The 16197-nt window shown below is 45.8% G+C and carries 18 protein-coding genes; 16 read left to right on the forward strand and 2 right to left on the reverse strand.

The window, feature by feature from the left end; translation table 11 throughout:
* Window positions 1-8: 8 nt before the first annotated feature.
* From LSG34_RS15695 to LSG34_RS15745, 11 genes are all read left to right on the forward strand, one after another.
* Complete coding sequence (locus tag LSG34_RS15695; protein ID WP_233010050.1) at window positions 9-803, forward strand: ParA family protein; 795 nt, start codon at window positions 9-11, stop codon at window positions 801-803.
* Between the two features lie 22 nt (window positions 804-825).
* Window positions 826-1719 carry a ParB/RepB/Spo0J family partition protein gene (locus LSG34_RS15700; RefSeq protein WP_233010051.1) on the forward strand — a complete coding sequence of 298 codons (894 nt, stop codon included), beginning with the start codon at window positions 826-828 and terminating at the stop codon, window positions 1717-1719.
* A 130-nt stretch (window positions 1720-1849) separates the two neighbouring features.
* Window positions 1850-2242 carry an ATP synthase subunit I gene (locus tag LSG34_RS15705; RefSeq protein ID WP_324078421.1) on the forward strand — a complete coding sequence of 131 codons (393 nt, stop codon included), beginning with the start codon at window positions 1850-1852 and terminating at the stop codon, window positions 2240-2242.
* A 2-nt stretch (window positions 2243-2244) separates the two neighbouring features.
* On the forward strand, window positions 2245-3042 hold the full coding sequence (gene atpB / locus LSG34_RS15710) for a F0F1 ATP synthase subunit A (RefSeq protein WP_233010053.1): 798 nt from the start codon (window positions 2245-2247) through the stop codon (window positions 3040-3042).
* Between the two features lie 44 nt (window positions 3043-3086).
* Window positions 3087-3323 carry a F0F1 ATP synthase subunit C gene (gene atpE / locus LSG34_RS15715; RefSeq protein WP_127026381.1) on the forward strand — a complete coding sequence of 79 codons (237 nt, stop codon included), beginning with the start codon at window positions 3087-3089 and terminating at the stop codon, window positions 3321-3323.
* A 51-nt stretch (window positions 3324-3374) separates the two neighbouring features.
* On the forward strand, window positions 3375-3848 hold the full coding sequence (atpF, locus tag LSG34_RS15720; RefSeq protein ID WP_127026380.1) for a F0F1 ATP synthase subunit B: 474 nt from the start codon (window positions 3375-3377) through the stop codon (window positions 3846-3848).
* Window positions 3849-3857: 9 nt separating this feature from the next.
* Window positions 3858-4391: a F0F1 ATP synthase subunit delta gene (atpH, locus tag LSG34_RS15725; protein WP_233010054.1), complete on the forward strand. Its 534-nt coding sequence runs from the start codon at window positions 3858-3860 to the stop codon at window positions 4389-4391.
* Between the two features lie 14 nt (window positions 4392-4405).
* Window positions 4406-5947 carry a F0F1 ATP synthase subunit alpha gene (atpA, locus tag LSG34_RS15730; RefSeq protein WP_233010055.1) on the forward strand — a complete coding sequence of 514 codons (1542 nt, stop codon included), beginning with the start codon at window positions 4406-4408 and terminating at the stop codon, window positions 5945-5947.
* 54 nt (window positions 5948-6001) lie between these two features.
* A complete protein-coding gene (atpG, locus tag LSG34_RS15735; RefSeq protein WP_233010056.1) occupies window positions 6002-6862 on the forward strand; it encodes a F0F1 ATP synthase subunit gamma in 861 nt (286 codons plus the stop codon).
* Window positions 6863-6893: 31 nt separating this feature from the next.
* On the forward strand, window positions 6894-8279 hold the full coding sequence (gene atpD, locus LSG34_RS15740; RefSeq protein WP_233010057.1) for a F0F1 ATP synthase subunit beta: 1386 nt from the start codon (window positions 6894-6896) through the stop codon (window positions 8277-8279).
* 25 nt (window positions 8280-8304) lie between these two features.
* On the forward strand, window positions 8305-8721 hold the full coding sequence (locus LSG34_RS15745; protein ID WP_233010058.1) for a F0F1 ATP synthase subunit epsilon: 417 nt from the start codon (window positions 8305-8307) through the stop codon (window positions 8719-8721).
* A 134-nt stretch (window positions 8722-8855) separates the two neighbouring features.
* On the opposite strand, the gene LSG34_RS15750 is transcribed toward LSG34_RS15745, so the two are convergent.
* Entirely contained in the window at window positions 8856-11006 is a 2151-nt protein-coding gene (locus LSG34_RS15750; protein ID WP_233010059.1) for a winged helix-turn-helix domain-containing protein, read from the reverse strand.
* 322 nt (window positions 11007-11328) lie between these two features.
* On the opposite strand from LSG34_RS15750, the gene LSG34_RS15755 reads away from it, so the two are divergent.
* The 3 genes from LSG34_RS15755 (at window position 11329) to glmU (ending at window position 14248) form a co-directional block, all read left to right on the forward strand.
* A complete protein-coding gene (locus LSG34_RS15755) occupies window positions 11329-11583 on the forward strand; it encodes a hypothetical protein (protein WP_233010060.1) in 255 nt (84 codons plus the stop codon).
* A gap of 57 nt (window positions 11584-11640) precedes the next feature.
* A complete protein-coding gene (locus tag LSG34_RS15760) occupies window positions 11641-12528 on the forward strand; it encodes a TraB/GumN family protein (protein WP_233010061.1) in 888 nt (295 codons plus the stop codon).
* A gap of 355 nt (window positions 12529-12883) precedes the next feature.
* Entirely contained in the window at window positions 12884-14248 is a 1365-nt protein-coding gene (glmU, locus tag LSG34_RS15765; RefSeq protein ID WP_233010062.1) for a bifunctional UDP-N-acetylglucosamine diphosphorylase/glucosamine-1-phosphate N-acetyltransferase GlmU, read from the forward strand.
* Window positions 14249-14362: 114 nt separating this feature from the next.
* On the opposite strand, the gene LSG34_RS15770 is transcribed toward glmU, so the two are convergent.
* On the reverse strand, window positions 14363-14548 hold the full coding sequence (locus tag LSG34_RS15770) for a hypothetical protein (RefSeq protein WP_233010063.1): 186 nt from the start codon (window positions 14546-14548) through the stop codon (window positions 14363-14365).
* A 135-nt stretch (window positions 14549-14683) separates the two neighbouring features.
* Here LSG34_RS15770 and LSG34_RS15775 point away from each other — a divergent pair, with 135 nt between their 5' ends.
* Both LSG34_RS15775 and LSG34_RS15780 read left to right on the forward strand, forming a co-directional pair.
* Window positions 14684-15256, forward strand: coding sequence for a DUF1439 domain-containing protein (locus LSG34_RS15775; protein WP_233010064.1), 573 nt, complete (start codon window positions 14684-14686; stop codon window positions 15254-15256).
* 151 nt (window positions 15257-15407) lie between these two features.
* The gene (locus tag LSG34_RS15780; protein WP_233010065.1) at window positions 15408-16196 is read left to right on the forward strand and encodes a DUF4198 domain-containing protein; all 789 of its coding nucleotides are present in this window, start codon (window positions 15408-15410) and stop codon (window positions 16194-16196) included.
* Window position 16197 lies beyond the last annotated feature (1 nt).

A 16197-nucleotide genomic window follows, 5' to 3' on the forward strand; every position in this document is an offset into this window, starting at 1 on the left:
GGGTCCTTGTGGGAAAAGTCATAGCTATTGCAAACCAGAAAGGTGGTGTGGGCAAAACAACCACAGCGGTCAATCTGGCTGCCTCTATGGCCGCAACCAAACGCAAGGTGCTGCTGATTGATTTGGATCCGCAAGGCAACGCCACCATGGGTAGCGGTGTCGACAAATATGCCGTGCATGCCAGCGCTTATGAATTACTGGTGGAAGAAAAACCTTTTGCCGAAGTAGTGGTGAAAGAAACGGCCGGTGGTTATCACCTGATCGCAGCTAATTCTGATGTGACAGCCGCCGAAGTGCGTTTACTCAACGTCTTTGCCCGCGAACTGCGTTTACGTAATGCGTTAAAAGACGCCCGGCAACAGTACGATTTTATTTTTATTGATTGTCCGCCAGCACTGAACATGCTGACGGTGAATGCAATGGCCGCCGCAGACTCCGTGTTGGTGCCTATGCAATGTGAATACTATGCGCTGGAAGGTTTAACTGCCCTGATGGACACCATCAATCAGCTGACATCTGTGGTCAATGCCGACCTTAAAATCGAAGGTATTTTGCGTACTATGTACGACCCACGGAACCGTCTGGCCAATGATGTGTCTGAACAGCTGAAACAACATTTTGGCGATAAAGTTTACCGTGCTGTGATCCCACGTAACGTGCGACTGGCGGAAGCTCCAAGTTTTGGTACTCCGGTCATGTATTACGACAAAGGTTCAACAGGGGCTAAAGCCTATCTGGCGCTCGCTGGCGAAATTTTACGCCGCGCCGATAAAAAAACTGTAAAAACCACCACTCCCGCCTAATTGACAAGGAATACAACTGAAGATGTCGGTAAAAAAACGTGGCTTAGGCCGGGGCTTAGACGCTTTACTCACTACTAAACCTGTGTCTGATCAACAGAATGACGCCAACTTTTCTTCAGCGCAGCGCAGCGAATTGCAAAAACTGCCGATTGAATGGCTCAAGCCGGGTAAATACCAGCCGCGTAAAGATATGTCGCAGGATGCACTGGAAGATTTAGCAAGTTCAATCCGTTCCCAAGGCATTATTCAGCCTATTGTTGTGCGTCAAATTGGTGAAGAGTCCTATGAAATCATCGCTGGTGAGCGGCGCTGGCGTGCAAGCCAGTTGGCACAACTGGATGTTATTCCTTGTATTATTAAAGACGTACCAGACGAAGCTGCTGTTGCTATTGCCCTGATTGAAAACATTCAGCGCGAAGATCTGAATGCAATGGAAGAAGCCATTGCACTGCAGCGTTTATTGTCCGAATTTGAACTGACGCATCAGCAAGTGGCTGATGCTGTTGGTAAATCACGCGCCAGTGTGACTAATTTATTACGACTGAACCAGTTGAATGACGATGTGAAGTTATTGCTGGAACATGGTGATATCGAAATGGGCCATGCCCGAGCTTTATTAGCACTGGATGGCCTGGCGCAATCCGATGCAGCCCGTATTGTGGCTGCAAAGCAGATGACGGTACGTGATACTGAAAATCTGGTGCGCCGACTGCTAGAACCTGCCCCTGAAACCACTCCAAAAGTAAAAGACCCGGATGTCAGTTCGCTGGAGCAACGCTTAAGTGAACGTTTTGCCGCCCCTGTTGAGATTAATTACAACAAAAAGGGCAAAGGCAATCTGGTGATTTCATACAGCAGCTTAGATGAGCTGGAAGGCATACTGAGCAAATTACAGTCAGAGTATTCTGAATCCTAGGCTGTAATTTTTCATTATCTCAGACAAAAGTTAGAGTAAGGCCGCTTTTTCTTGCAAAAAAAAGGCAGATAAGTATACTTGCGCTGGCTTTAAACTATTCAATATTGACAGGATTAGCAGGCCATAAAAAGTGCTGAAAACTCAAAAAAAAGGCCCTTTATCGCTAATTCCTAAGTTGTTGCTGAGCCAGCTTGTGGCCGCAGCCGTAATGACAACTATAGTTTGGCTGGCAATGGATGGACGATCCGCAAAATCTGCTTTGTTGGGGCTGCTCTGTGGCATGCTTCCTCATTCCATCTTTGCCTGGTATGTGTTCCGCTTTCACGGTGCAGATCAGGTTCAATTGATCCTGAAATCCATTTACCGGGGCGAAGCCATCAAATTTTTTGTCGTGGCATTGCTGGTCGTAGCAGTGCTTAAATTTGTCGCAGTAGTGCATTGGATTTTTATCACGGCCTTTAGCGTGGCATTGCTGTTACAAATTCTGATACCGATTTTAATTAACTACGATAATTGGGACTAACGATGGCATCAGGTGCTGAGATTACAAGCAAAGAGTATATTACTCACCACTTGACCAACTGGAGTGTCGGCGAAGGTTTTTGGACCGTTCACGTTGATACTTTAGGCTGGTCAATTCTAATGGGACTTGTGTTCCTGTTTTCTTTCCGTGCTGTGGCAAAAAAAGCCAACGCCGGTGTTCCAACCAAATGGCAATGCGCCGTTGAAATGTTGGTCGAGTTTATCGACAGTACAGTCAAAAATACCTTTCATGGTAAAAGTGCCGTTATAGCCCCACTGGCATTAACCATTTTTGTATGGGTATTGCTGATGAACCTGCTGGACTTGATCCCTGTGGACTTCATTCCATATGCAGCCCAAATGATCGGCGCGTCTATGGGTTATGACCCACATCATGTCTACATGAAAATTGTACCTACCACCGACCTGAACATGACTATTGCTCTGGCGTTGGGTGTCTTTATTCTGATGATTTACTACTCAATCAAAATTAAAGGTGTGGGCGGCTTTATCAAAGAACTGACGACTCAGCCGTTTAATACGCCTTGGTTATACTGGTTCAACTTTATTCTGGAAGTTGTAGCTCTGCTTGCTAAGCCATTGTCACTGGCACTGCGTCTGTTCGGTAACTTATACGCAGGTGAGCTGATCTTTATCCTTATCGCTATGACAGGCATTTACCAGATCTTTGGTTTGCATTTTGTCTGGGCTGCGTTCCACTTATTGGTTATCCCACTTCAGGCCTTTATTTTCACTATCCTGACCGTGGTCTACCTGAGTATGGCGCACGAGAAACACTGATTTCGTTTTAACTTTAACTTTAACTTAGAAACTTGGAGAAAATCATGGAAATGGTATTAGGCTTAAAATACATCGCAGTAGCCCTGTTAATCGGTTTCGGTGCCTTAGGTACTGCAATTGGTTTCGGTACTTTAGGTGGTAAATTCTTAGAATCAGCTGCTCGTCAACCTGAACTGGCCGGTTCTTTACAAGGTAAAATGTTTATCGTTGCAGGCTTAATCGATGCTATCGCAATGATCGGTGTTGCTATCGGTCTGTACATGCTGTTCGCACTCGCTTAATTCGGTTTCTGAACAGAACCATTTACTTTGTAAAATTAAGGAGAAGCGGTTGTGAATATTAACGCCACTCTCATTGGTGAATTAATAGCTTTCCTGGTGTTCGTACTTTTCTGTATGAAGTATGTATGGCCACCAATCATCAATGCTATTGAAACTCGCCAGCAAAAAATTGCAGACGGTTTGGCCGCGACTGATCGCGCCGAGCAAGATCTGCGTTTAGCGCAAGAGAAAGCAAAACAGCATCTGGTTGAAGCAAAGACGCAAGCCTCTGCTTTGATTGACCAGGCTAAAAAACGCGAACAGCAGATTATTGAAGAAGCTGCCGTTAAAGCCCAGGCAGAGCGGGAAAAAATCCTGGCTCAGGCGAAAGCCGAAGTCGAAGCTGAACGGATCAGAGCTAAAGAAGAATTGCGTAAGCAAGTTGCAGCTTTAGCTGTAGCTGGTGCAGAAAGAATTCTTCAGCGTTCAATAGATGAAGCTGCTCACAGCGACATCCTGGAAAAACTGGTCGCAGAACTTAATTGAGGATGAGCCATGTCTGAACTGACTAATTTAGCTCGTCCTTACGCCAAAGCGGCGTTTGAGTTTGCAGTAGAGCACAATGCATTAGAAGCCTGGACTGGCATGTTATTTTTCGCTGCTGAAGTAGCAAAAAATGATTTTGTCTCCGAGCAACTGCAAAGTGCCGGTGCAGCTGAAAAGCAAGCTGAGTTCTTTTTAAAAGTGTGCGGTGAGCAGTTAAATGCCCATGGCCAGAACTTTATTAAGCTCATGGCGGAAAATAATCGCTTGCTGGCGTTGCCTGCAGTGTTTGACGGTTATGTTGCATTAAAAGCTGAGTACGAAAAGGAAGCCACTGTTGAAGTGATTTCTGCTACGACACTCAACGCAGCACAACAAGACAAACTGGCTGCGGCTTTATCGCAACGTTTAGCACGTAAAGTGAAATTGAACTGTAGTGTAGATCCGACCGTCGTTGGCGGTATGTTAATCAAAGCCGGTGATATGGTGATTGACGGCTCGGTTCGTGGCAAGTTAGACCGTTTAGCTACTGCACTGCAGTCATAATTGGGGATTAGAGCATGCAACTGAATTCCACTGAAATCTCTGAACTGATCAAAAAACGTATTGAACAGTTCGAAGTTGTCAGTGAAGCTCGCAACGAAGGTACTATCGTCGCTGTTACTGACGGTATTATCCGTATCAACGGCCTTGCTGACTGTATGCAAGGCGAAATGATTGAGCTTCCTGGCAACCGTTACGCTATCGCACTGAACTTAGAAAGAAATTCAGTAGGTGCTGTAGTTATGGGTCCTTATGCGGACCTGCGTGAAGGCACAAAAGTTAAATCTACTGGCCGTATCCTTGAAGTACCAGTTGGCCCAGGTCTGTTAGGCCGTGTGGTAAACACTTTAGGTGAGCCAATCGACGGTAAAGGTCCAATCGATGCTGCTGGTTTCGCACCAGTAGAAAAAATCGCTCCGGGCGTTATCGATCGTCGTTCAGTAGACCAACCTCTGCAAACTGGTTACAAGTCAGTTGACTCCATGATCCCTATCGGTCGTGGTCAGCGTGAATTGTTAATCGGTGACCGTCAGACAGGTAAAACGGCTTTAGCTATCGATGCAATCATCAACCAGAAAACTTCTGGCGTGAAATGTATCTATGTAGCTATAGGCCAAAAAGCTTCTACTATCGCTAACGTAGTACGTAAACTGGAAGAGCACGGCGCTCTGGCCCACACTATTGTTGTTGTAGCTTCTGCTTCTGAAGCAGCTGCACTGCAATTCCTGGCGCCATACTCTGGTTGTACTATGGGTGAATACTTCCGTGACCGCGGTGAAGATGCACTGATCGTATACGATGACTTGTCTAAACAAGCTGTTGCTTACCGTCAAATCTCTCTGTTGTTACGTCGTCCACCAGGCCGTGAAGCTTACCCAGGTGACGTATTCTATCTCCACAGCCGTCTGTTAGAGCGCGCATCTCGTGTAAACGAGCATTATGTTGAGCGTTTAACCAACGGTGAAGTGAAAGGCAAAACTGGTTCATTAACTGCACTGCCAATTATCGAAACTCAGGCTGGCGACGTTTCTGCGTTCGTTCCAACCAACGTAATTTCGATCACTGACGGTCAGATCTTCTTAGAATCTGGTTTATTCAACGCCGGTATCCGTCCAGCAGTAAACGCTGGTATTTCGGTATCTCGTGTTGGTGGTGCTGCTCAAACCAAAATCATCAAAAAGCTGGGTGGCGGTATCCGTTTAGCCTTAGCTCAGTACTCTGAACTGGCGGCATTCGCTCAGTTCGCTTCTGACCTGGATGACGCGACTCGTGCGCAGTTAGACCACGGCCAGAAAGTTACTGAACTGATGAAACAGTTACAATACGCGCCAATGGGCGTGGCTGACATGGGTGTGTCTATTTTCGCTATCGAAAAAGGCTACATGAAAGACATCGAAGTTGCCAAAATTCTTGATTTTGAAGCTGCTTTAATTGCTTACATGCACTCAGAGCACGCAGCGTTTATGGCTGATCTGAACAAAACCGGTAACTACAACGACCAAATCGAAGCGACATTAAAAGGCGCTATTGAGAAGTTTAAAGCAACTCAGACTTGGTAAACATATCGGGTGTGGGAAACCGCACCCGGTCGTTGAAACTTTCGGAGATTAGTCATGGCCGGCGCAAAAGAGATAAAAAGTAAGATCGGGAGTATTAATAATACTCGTAAGATCACCAGCGCAATGGAAAAGGTAGCAGTCAGCAAAATGCGCAGAGCGCAAGAGCGGGTTGCACATAGCCGTCCATACGCTGAAGGTATGCGCAAAGTGATCGGCAATATCGCAAACGGCAACATCGAATACCGTCATCCGTATTTAACGGAACGTCCGGTAAAAAATGTAGGCTACATTGTGATATCGACAGACCGTGGCCTTTGCGGCGGCTTAAATACCAATGAGTTCAAACGTATTGCTCTGGAGCTGAAAAGCTGGAAAGAGCAGGGAGCTACGGCTCAGATTGCGGTGATCGGTAACAAAGCTACAGCGTTTTTCAAACGTTTTGGCGGTAAAGTTCTGGCACAACAAACTGGTCCTGGTGATAACCCACGTTTGGCTGATGTGATTGGTTCGGTTCAGGTGATGCTGAAAGCATACGAAGAAGGCCGTATCGACCGCTTGTTCCTGGTGTACAACAAGTTTGTAAATACCATGAAACAAGAGCCAGTGATCGAACAACTCTTACCTTTGCCAAAAGCAGACGTAACAGCGAAAAGCCATAGCTGGGATTACATTTACGAACCGGATCCAAAGGTAATTTTAGATAAATTACTGAGCCGTTACGTAGAGTCTCAGGTATACCAGGGTGTAGTTGAAAACGCGGCAAGCGAACAAGCTGCCCGTATGGTGGCGATGAAAGCCGCTACAGACAACGCTGGTAGCTTAATGGATGACCTGAAGTTGGTTTACAACAAAGCACGTCAAGCAGCTATTACCCAGGAACTGAGCGAAATCGTCGGTGGGGCCGCTGCCGTTTAAGGCTTAGGTTACAGAAATTAGAGGATTAAACATGAGTCAAGGTAAGGTAGTCCAAATCATTGGCGCCGTTGTGGATATCGACTTTCCACAAGAATCGGTACCTGGTATCTATGACGCGTTAAACGTAACAAGCGGCGACCTGGCTGGTTTAGTACTTGAAGTACAACAGCAATTAGGCGGCGGTACTGTACGTGCTATCGCGTTAGGTTCAACCGACGGTTTACGTCGTGGCGCTGAAGTGTCTAACACTGGCAAAGCCATCCACGTACCAGTAGGTAAAGCGACTTTAGGTCGTATCATGAACGTATTAGGCGAGCCAATCGACGAAGCTGGTCCTATCGGTGAAGATGAGCGTATGCCTATTCACCGTGCAGCACCAAGCTACGAAGATCAAGCCGCTTCAAACGCTCTGTTAGAAACAGGCATCAAGGTTATCGACCTGGTATGTCCGTTTGCTAAAGGCGGTAAAGTAGGTCTGTTCGGTGGTGCCGGTGTTGGTAAAACCGTAAACATGATGGAACTGATCCGTAACATCGCGATCGAACACAGTGGTTACTCTGTATTCGCCGGTGTAGGTGAGCGTACTCGTGAAGGTAACGACTTCTATCACGAAATGAACGATTCAAACGTACTGGACAAAGTATCACTGGTGTATGGCCAGATGAACGAGCCGCCAGGCAACCGTTTACGTGTAGCTCTGACCGGTCTGACTATGGCCGAGAAGTTCCGTGACGAAGGCCGTGACGTTCTGTTCTTCGTGGACAACATCTACCGTTACACACTGGCCGGTACTGAAGTATCAGCTCTGTTAGGCCGTATGCCATCTGCAGTAGGTTACCAGCCAACGCTGGCCGAAGAGATGGGTGTACTGCAAGAGCGTATCACTTCAACCAAAACTGGTTCTATCACATCTGTACAAGCGGTTTACGTACCAGCGGACGACTTAACTGACCCGTCACCAGCTACTACGTTCTCTCACTTAGATGCGACAGTTGTATTGTCTCGTAACATCGCTTCACTGGGTATTTACCCGGCAATCGATCCACTGGACTCTACTTCACGTCAGCTGGACCCGTTAGTGATCGGTAAAGAACACTACGATACAGCCCGTGGCGTGCAGTCAGTACTGCAACGTTACAAAGAATTAAAAGACATCATCGCCATCTTAGGTATGGACGAATTGTCTGATGAAGACAGAACTGTGGTTTACCGTGCACGTAAAATCCAACGTTTCCTGTCTCAGCCATTCTTCGTAGCCGAAGTATTCACTGGCTCTCCAGGCAAATACGTTCCGCTGAAAGAAACTATCCGTGGTTTCAAAGGCATTCTGGAAGGTGAATTCGATCACATGCCAGAACAAGCCTTCTACATGGTTGGTTCTATCGACGAAGCGATCGAAAAAGCGAAGAAGCTGTAATCAACTACAGCTTTAGGAGAGCGAAATGGCAATGACAGTACAACTGGATGTGGTAAGCGCCGAAGAGCGGATTTTTTCTGGTCTGGTGGAATCCATTCAGGTAACAGGTAGTGAAGGTGAATTAGGTATTTTACCTGGTCACATTCCGCTTCTTACTGGAATCAAGCCTGGTATGGTTCGTATCGTCAAACAGTTTGGCGAAGAGCATCTGATTTATGTCGCTGGTGGTGTGCTGGAAGTTCAGCCGCACAGCGTCATAGTGCTTGCCGACGTAGCGGTACGAGCTGAAGATCTGGACGAGCAAGCTGCTTTAGCTGCTCAGAAACGTGCAGAAGAAGCGATGCAACATGCAGGCGCTGACTTCAACTACGCAGAAGCTGCAGCTCAATTGGCTGAAGCTATTGCCCAGTTACGTTTAATTCAGAAACTTCGCAAAAAATAAGCGGATTACTGCATACTAAAAAGCCACCTTCGGGTGGCTTTTTTTATATGTCTCATTGACCAGGATTTTGTCGTTTCTTGGCTAAATTGCATGAGTGTAGTCAATGAGACTGTTGCTGTAATTTTAAAGGATCTTCAGTTCTGGGGTTTCCATTGAATAAACTCCAGCGCAAGTTCTGGCGTCACAAAGACAGTTGCGTAAAGTTGGTCCGGATTGTGTGGATCCGGATATATTCCTAGCAGCTGATAAGGCAGCTGGCTGCCTCGTGTTTCGCCTGTGGCGATATCATGCAGTTCCAGATGCCCTAACATACCAAAACGGTATTGCTTCTGACCCTGCATTAACCAAAGGGCCATAAAGTTATTGTCTGTGTTGGTCTTTAGTTCTACATCATTTTTACCGCCATCAACATAACGTAACAGCTTGCCGTCACGGTGATAGTGTAATTGGCCCTGAGCATCGAACTGTGCAAAAGTTCCGGCTGAAAAAGTCAGTTGAGTTAACTCATTGCTGACTAAATCCAGTTGCCATAGATTCTGGCTATTGCCTTGCAACCTGGTTAGCACCAGACCGCTGTTATCGGGTAACCACACGGCCTGTCCAAGGTCATTGGTTTCGAGTTTGTTGATCAGTTGCTGACGTTGGGTATCGTATAAATACAAGTTACCTTGTTTATGAAAGGCAATATAGCGTCCGTCGCCTGACCAGTTGATACCGCTAAGCCGTTTGTCATCAGGTGTAAGTTCTGTCAATTGAACATTTTGCCCCTTATTGTTTAGCCATAGCTGCCAACTGCCAGTCCAATTGGCGGAAAAAGCATAGCTGTCGCTATCTACAGGGGATACAGCTAAATCTGCCGTGCTGCCTTCTGTATCACTGAGCACAGTAATTTTCCGTTCAGTGGCATTAAATGGCTGCTCAATTTTAATAAGTTGCATAGCGTTTTGCGTGGCACTGCCTGCAGTGAAGTTGGAAATATAGGCCTGATCTTCAGTCAGCAAAGTTAACTCACCTATGGTAACGCCTTGAGGAAACTTTAGCAGGCTCCTACTTTTATCAGCCACTTTAAGCTGCAATATGCCATCACCGCCTGGCAAAATAAGGCTGGACTGATCGATACTCCACTCCAGCCCCAGCAAAATCGTTGGAAATGGCAGGCTGGCCAGTCTGGTATGTTCCCTGCTTATGGGATCATAAAGGTAAATATCAGGTTTATTCGATTCAGGCATCAGAATATAGGCCAGTTTGCTGCCGTCGGCAGATAAAGCCAGCATGGTGACGCCAAGACCTGCAGAGGGTGCTGCCAATAAGGTTTGTATCGCTCCGGTGGTCAGGTTTTCTGCTAGCAGCGCGTTGCTGGAATATAAGCCACCATTGCCTTTGCTGTAGTACAGCCATTGTCCATCTGCACTTTGTTGTGCCGTGCCAAAGCTCAGGCCTGCACAAGAGGTTAGTGTTTTGACCTGATACTGAGGATACTGGCTGAAATCATAATTCTGGTATTCACAGCGTTGGCCATCTTTACTAATAGTCTGGACTAATAGATTACGGGCTGTTGGTTGCCAGGTCTGAATGCTATACAAATTGTCATTGCCTTCAATTACCACTTCCTGCAATGCACTGCCTGTTCCCATACCTAATTTTCGTACAATGGCACGCACAGTGCCGTCTGGCTGTGAGTGGCTATAAGCCAGAAGTTGCTTATCTGGCGACAATAAAGGCCGTGATTCAATGCCTTTAAACCAGGTTATTTTTTGTCTGGCCACAATATCCATCTGTTGAACCTGGGGTTTGTCCTCCAGCTTTGAATTTTCAACGGTTAAAACAGGTTCTTTGCCCGAATAAAAATAACCAGCACCTACAGCAGCAAGCAGTAAGGTTGCCAGTAGACCTGACCAAAGTGGCAGACGTTTAAACCCAGTGGGAGATGTTGAGGCGTTGAACTCAGTGCTGGTTGGTTGAGTCATTGCTGCTTCTGACTGATTAGGCAGTTGTAAACTATAACCTTTACGATGATGGGTTTTAATCAGTGACTGTTGCACTTCTGGGTGCTGCAATACTTTACGAAGTTCAGACATGGCGCGATTTATCGCATTATCATCAACATAAGCTTGTTGCCATATAGAGTCGACAAGCTGCTGGCGGGAGATTATTTTGCCGGGATGTTCAGTAAAATAATGCAATATCTTACACAACAGAGGTTCCAACTCTATCCGCTGAACCTTGTCATGAATACTGTAATCTCCAGGTGTAAAGGTCCATGGGCCAAGCTGCATCTTATCCATCTGTTAATTATTCTTCCATTTTTTAACCAGTTGTAACTTTAACAGAAGCTATTTTTGATTCAAGTTAAATAAATTAGTCGTTACTAAACCTTATGAATCCATCATAAGGTTTCAATAATGTTTTTTTATTCCTTTAAAAACAATTGGTTAATCTAAAGCTCCTTACCAATAAATTGCTTAGGTTCTGATAAGCGACTTTTTGTCAGCTGTTGGCTAGATTGAGCTCAACAACCTGACGGACAAGAACTCAGTTCGTGGTTGCCAACAGACAAAATGCGAGTGACTGAACAGCACTTAATGAACCAATAAAAGGAATGTCAAAATGAAAACAGTAAAACAAACGAGCGTACGTATCCTGATCGTTGCAACTTTATTCACTAGCGCTGCAGCGTTGGCAGAGGAAGCTAAGCCAACTTCTGAAGTGGCGCAGCCGAAAACGGAAGTAATTGTACCGACCAAGGCAATGAGCGATTCATTCGTGCAAGAGTTAAGACAGCAATTGAACCATAACATTAAGCATCAGGTTAAATTAGCTCTGAGCCATTCAGCTGAGTTAATCAAAAACTCGCTGCGTTAATGATGAAAGGCGAGATCCGTCTGCAAAAACTAAAAGTACAACATTAGGATTATCACTATGAAATTAACAACGTTGTTTAAAGCAAGTTTTGGCACATTATTACTCAGCTCTGCTTTGGTATCGCCAGCAGTTTTGGCTGAAACCTCAGTGTGGAAAGTGAGTAAAGGCGGGGACTACCTGTATGTAGCTGGCACAGTACATTTGTTGCCTGAGTCTGCTTTCCCTTTACCTGCGGAGTTTGATAAGGCTTACACCGATTCGGACACTTTGGTGCTGGAGACAAAAATACCTGAACCCACTGATACTGAATTACAAGCTGCAATGTTAAAAGCCATGTCTTACAGCGATAGTCGCAGCTTGTCTAAGGTGTTATCACCTGAAGTGTACAAACAGGTAAGCGACTATTTCGCCCCTTACGGTGTGCAGCTGCAACAGTTAGACGGTTATAAACCCGGCTTCATTATGATCCAGATGCTGGCGCTGGAAATGATGAAAGCACAGATGAACGGAGAAGGCGTCGATAGCCACTTCGATAAGCAGGCAAAAATTGATGGTAAACCACAGCTTTATCTGGAGTCGGTAGAAAGCCAGATTAATTTGTTGGCTAATATGGGTGATGGGTACGAAGATGCTTTTATGAAAATGAACCTGGAACAGTTTGGCGACTTTAAACAGTATTTTTCTGCGATGATCGATGCCTGGCGCGCCGGTGACATGGCCAGACTAAATACTCTTGCCGTTGAACCAGCGCGGCAAATGGACCCTATGTTGTATCAGGCATTGTTTGTTCAGCGTAATCAAAACTGGTTGCCGCAAATTGAGAATATGTTTGGTAATAGCAATAAAGAGCTGGTTTTGATTGGTGGTGGCCATTTAGCTGGCGAGCATAGTGTACTGGCTTTATTGCAACAGGCTGGTTACAAGCTGGAGCAAGTAAGTCTGTAAGCATAGCCTGAGGCCATTGGAGATTAATCAGGTGGTAAATAAAACAACCCCCACGAGCATAAACAATGTATGCGACTGGGGGTAACCAATCAGGTTTAAGAGATATAGGTTGGTAGCTATGAGCAATGTTGTGACCTGGTGCAATAAGTCAGTACAAGAATACAAAAACATATTGATCGTCAGTGGGATCTGGTTGAGTCTTTGGGTCAGTGCAAATCTGAGCTTATTACATTGCCTGATATTTTTTAGATAGAGAGTTTTCAGTTAAACACTGTTCAGCAAAATTTCACCCTGCTCCTGTAATCTGCTGCATTATCTATTAGAATAACCGCATCGAAATTACATGGATTTTTTTATGGCTTTAAATGTTGTGATCCTGGCGGCCGGTAAAGGCACACGGATGAAATCAGATTTACCTAAAGTACTGCACAAAGTGGCTGAACGTCCTATGGTACAACATGTGATCGACACGGCCCGCTCTTTGGGCGCAGAGTCTATTAATCTGGTGTACGGTTATGGCGCCGATCAGCTGAAATCCGCTTTAGGCGAACAGGATTTACACTGGGTGCTACAAGCCGAACAATTAGGCACCGGCCATGCAGTACAGCAGGCTGTGCCTCATATCGCTGATAATGACACAGTGTTGGTACTGTACGGTGATGTGCCTTTAACCCGCAAAGAAACCTTAGAGCAACTATTAGCAGCTCGATCTGCCGATGGTTTAGCTGTACTGACTGTGCATCTGGCCAATCCTATGGGTTATGGCCGGATGGTGCGCGAAAACGGCAAAGTCGTGGGTATTGTTGAGCAAAAAGATGCCAACGCCGAACAGCTGAAAATCACTGAAGTAAACAGCGGTATTATGGCTGTACCTGGCAAACAACTGAAAAAATGGTTAAGCCAGCTACAGAACAACAATGCGCAGGGTGAATTCTACCTGACCGATATTATCGCTATGGCGCATAAAGAAGGGGTGGACATTACGACGGCTCATCCTGCCACAGCCATTGAAACTGAAGGCGCGAATAACCGCGTGCAACTTGCTCAGTTAGAGCGGGCTTATCAGGCGCGTAAAGCAGAAGATCTAATGTTAAACGGCGCTAATCTGCGCGACCCTGCCCGTATTGATATTCGTGGTGACGTCACTGTCGGCAACGATGTGATGATCGACATCAACGTGATTTTTGAAGGCAAAGTGGTGTTGGGCAATGGCGTGGTGATAGGCCCTAACTGTGTGATTAAAGATGCAGTCATAGGCGATAGCACTGAAGTGAAAGCCAATAGCATGATTGAAAAATCCACTATTGGCATCGGCTGTTCTGTTGGCCCTTATGCCCGTATTCGCCCTGATTCAGTGCTGGCTGACGATAGTCATGTCGGTAACTTTGTTGAACTGAAAAAAGCCACTTTAGGCGTGGGTTCTAAAGCCAACCACTTAAGCTATTTAGGCGATGCGGTGATTGGCAGCAAAGTGAACATAGGTGCCGGCACTATTACCTGTAACTACGATGGTGCTAATAAGTCGGTTACCACTATTGAAGACGGCGTTTTTGTTGGTTCCAACAGCTCTTTAGTGGCACCAATCACTTTAGGCCAAAACTCCACTGTGGGCGCTGGTTCTGTAGTGACAGCCAGTGTAGCACCAGATGAGCTGGTGGTAGCACGTTCGAAGCAGCGTCATATCAGTGGCTGGAAAAGACCGGTAAAGATTAAGAAATAATGATCTGCTGATCACAAACAAAAACCCGTCCTTGTTGGCGGGTTTTTGTTATGTGCATGCAAGGACGGTATGTCGCAACTGTCGGGAACAGCGTTGTGACTATGGTTAGCCGAGTTAAAACAAAACCGACAACCAGCTCATAGGAAACAATAACTCTGGCGCTATTAATGGCTGCTGGTGCAAACTAAAACTTAGCCACTGCAATGCTGAATCGAAAGCCAGCAGTAGCAGCACCAGCACAATAAAGGCAGTAATAAGCTGCCGCAGGCCTGGTAATTGAATTGAGTCTTGTGTATTCATCGCCGCTCTCCCTGAAGTTCTTATACTAAGTCGTATGCAGTGGCGAAATAGTTGGAAGCAATACGAAATAAAATCAGCCAAGGTTCATTCAAACTTGCTAAAGTTCGCGCCAAACTGCCTTCTAAGGACAATAAAATGATCACCAAACACAAAATTCTGGGACTTGGCTTGCTGCTACTGGCCTCTTGTACTCAGCTGAATCATCTGGATATTTTTAGCCTGAAGCAGCAGGAATTGCAGAGCTTATTGCTGGATCAATTAGAGCAACAGCAAGGCAAAGGTAAAATGTTGGGCCTGCCACTGACACTAACTGTACGTCAGTTGGAGCTGCAATTAGCACCGGATAACAAACAGCAGATTGAACTCAAACTGGCGCTGGGAGCTGAAGTGGATGCGTTATTTAAACCACTGAATACAGATCTGAATTTACACCTGTCGGCTTTGCCATATTTTGACGACGAGAAAAACGCAATTTATCTGAAAAACTTAACCATTCTGGATTCCAGTGTCGGCAGTGGCAGCTCGCAACTCAAACTGGCACCTTTAAGCAACGAAGCCAAAGCTATCCTGACTCAAGTGTTGAATCGTCAGCCTATGTATAAGCTTGACTGCAGCAAAGTAACGGAAAAAGTCTTATGTGGCATGCCTTTAACTTTAGTGCTGCAACCAGGCGAGCTGTTATTAAAACCGAATTATTCTGCTCAGTAATCACCGTTTTCAGTAGTAAGGCTCTCAGTTGCAGGGCCTTTTTACCTGTTTAATGTAAAGATGGAACGATCTAGTTGCAAACGATTCTCATTTGATCTAAAGTGGCGCCCAATAATTAAATGAGATCTATTCTCATTAACTGGAGCGCTTTATGTTTAAACTCAAACCCCTGCTTTGTTCTGCCTCTTTGTTGCTGACTTTTACTGCTACTGCTCACACTCCTTATCTGGCACCAGCCAGTTTTGAACCCTTAGGTGGCTGGGTCACGCTGGACGCTGCTTTTGCTGAGAAGTTTTTTGTACCCGAAGTGGCCTTCGACCAAAGTGAATTTAAAGTGCTGCAACCCGATGGCAAAGCAGTTGCACCAAAAGAGTTGTTTTCCGGCAAAACCCGCACTGCAGTGGCGCACCAGCTGGAACAGGATGGCACTTATAAATTCAGCACGGGCCAGCGATTCGGTGCTGTATTTCGTAGCTGGCAGCAAGACGGTAAAACTCATAACAGCAGAGATCCAAAGGAACAAATTCCTGCTGGTGCTAAGTTAACGGCGCATTTCCAGTCAGTGACTTTGGCTGAAACTTATGTCAGCAAAGGCGCACCAAGCCAAACCGCATTAAAAGCAAGCAACAAAGGGCTGGAGCTAGTGTTCCAAAGCCATCCAAACGACTTGTATATCCAAAGCCCAATCAAAGCCACTGTGCTTTATAACGGCAAAGCTTTGGCCGAACAAAAAGTACAAGTGTATCCAGCCAATTCGGCAGAAGCCGAAACCAAAGCTTCAAAAGAGCTCATGACGGACAAACAAGGTCAGCTGAATTTCGAGCTGGATAAAGCCGGTACCTATTTGCTGCTGACCCGTTTTCGTACCGATGCACCAACAGGTGCCAAAGCCCCAACCTACAGTTACAGCTATAGCGCTGTAGTTGAAGTCACTGAATAAC

Source organism: Rheinheimera faecalis, from assembly GCF_021290965.1.
GTDB classification, from domain to species: domain Bacteria; phylum Pseudomonadota; class Gammaproteobacteria; order Enterobacterales; family Alteromonadaceae; genus Pararheinheimera; species Pararheinheimera faecalis.

What these genes read in the sequence shown, in the direction of transcription:
- LSG34_RS15700 (WP_233010051.1), top strand. Translation starts at nt 826, where the DNA reads ATGTCGGTAAAAAAACGTGGCTTAGGCCGGGGCTTAGACGCTTTACTC.
- atpB (WP_233010053.1), top strand. Translation starts at nt 2,245, where the DNA reads ATGGCATCAGGTGCTGAGATTACAAGCAAAGAGTATATTACTCACCAC.
- atpE (WP_127026381.1), top strand. Translation starts at nt 3,087, where the DNA reads ATGGAAATGGTATTAGGCTTAAAATACATCGCAGTAGCCCTGTTAATC.
- atpH (WP_233010054.1), top strand. Translation starts at nt 3,858, where the DNA reads ATGTCTGAACTGACTAATTTAGCTCGTCCTTACGCCAAAGCGGCGTTT.
- atpA (WP_233010055.1), top strand. Translation starts at nt 4,406, where the DNA reads ATGCAACTGAATTCCACTGAAATCTCTGAACTGATCAAAAAACGTATT.
- atpG (WP_233010056.1), top strand. Translation starts at nt 6,002, where the DNA reads ATGGCCGGCGCAAAAGAGATAAAAAGTAAGATCGGGAGTATTAATAAT.
- atpD (WP_233010057.1), top strand. Translation starts at nt 6,894, where the DNA reads ATGAGTCAAGGTAAGGTAGTCCAAATCATTGGCGCCGTTGTGGATATC.
- LSG34_RS15745 (WP_233010058.1), top strand. Translation starts at nt 8,305, where the DNA reads ATGGCAATGACAGTACAACTGGATGTGGTAAGCGCCGAAGAGCGGATT.
- LSG34_RS15750 (WP_233010059.1), bottom strand. Translation starts at nt 11,006, where the DNA reads ATGGATAAGATGCAGCTTGGCCCATGGACCTTTACACCTGGAGATTAC.
- LSG34_RS15755 (WP_233010060.1), top strand. Translation starts at nt 11,329, where the DNA reads ATGAAAACAGTAAAACAAACGAGCGTACGTATCCTGATCGTTGCAACT.
- LSG34_RS15760 (WP_233010061.1), top strand. Translation starts at nt 11,641, where the DNA reads ATGAAATTAACAACGTTGTTTAAAGCAAGTTTTGGCACATTATTACTC.
- glmU (WP_233010062.1), top strand. Translation starts at nt 12,884, where the DNA reads ATGGCTTTAAATGTTGTGATCCTGGCGGCCGGTAAAGGCACACGGATG.
- LSG34_RS15770 (WP_233010063.1), bottom strand. Translation starts at nt 14,548, where the DNA reads ATGAATACACAAGACTCAATTCAATTACCAGGCCTGCGGCAGCTTATT.
- LSG34_RS15775 (WP_233010064.1), top strand. Translation starts at nt 14,684, where the DNA reads ATGATCACCAAACACAAAATTCTGGGACTTGGCTTGCTGCTACTGGCC.
- LSG34_RS15780 (WP_233010065.1), top strand. Translation starts at nt 15,408, where the DNA reads ATGTTTAAACTCAAACCCCTGCTTTGTTCTGCCTCTTTGTTGCTGACT.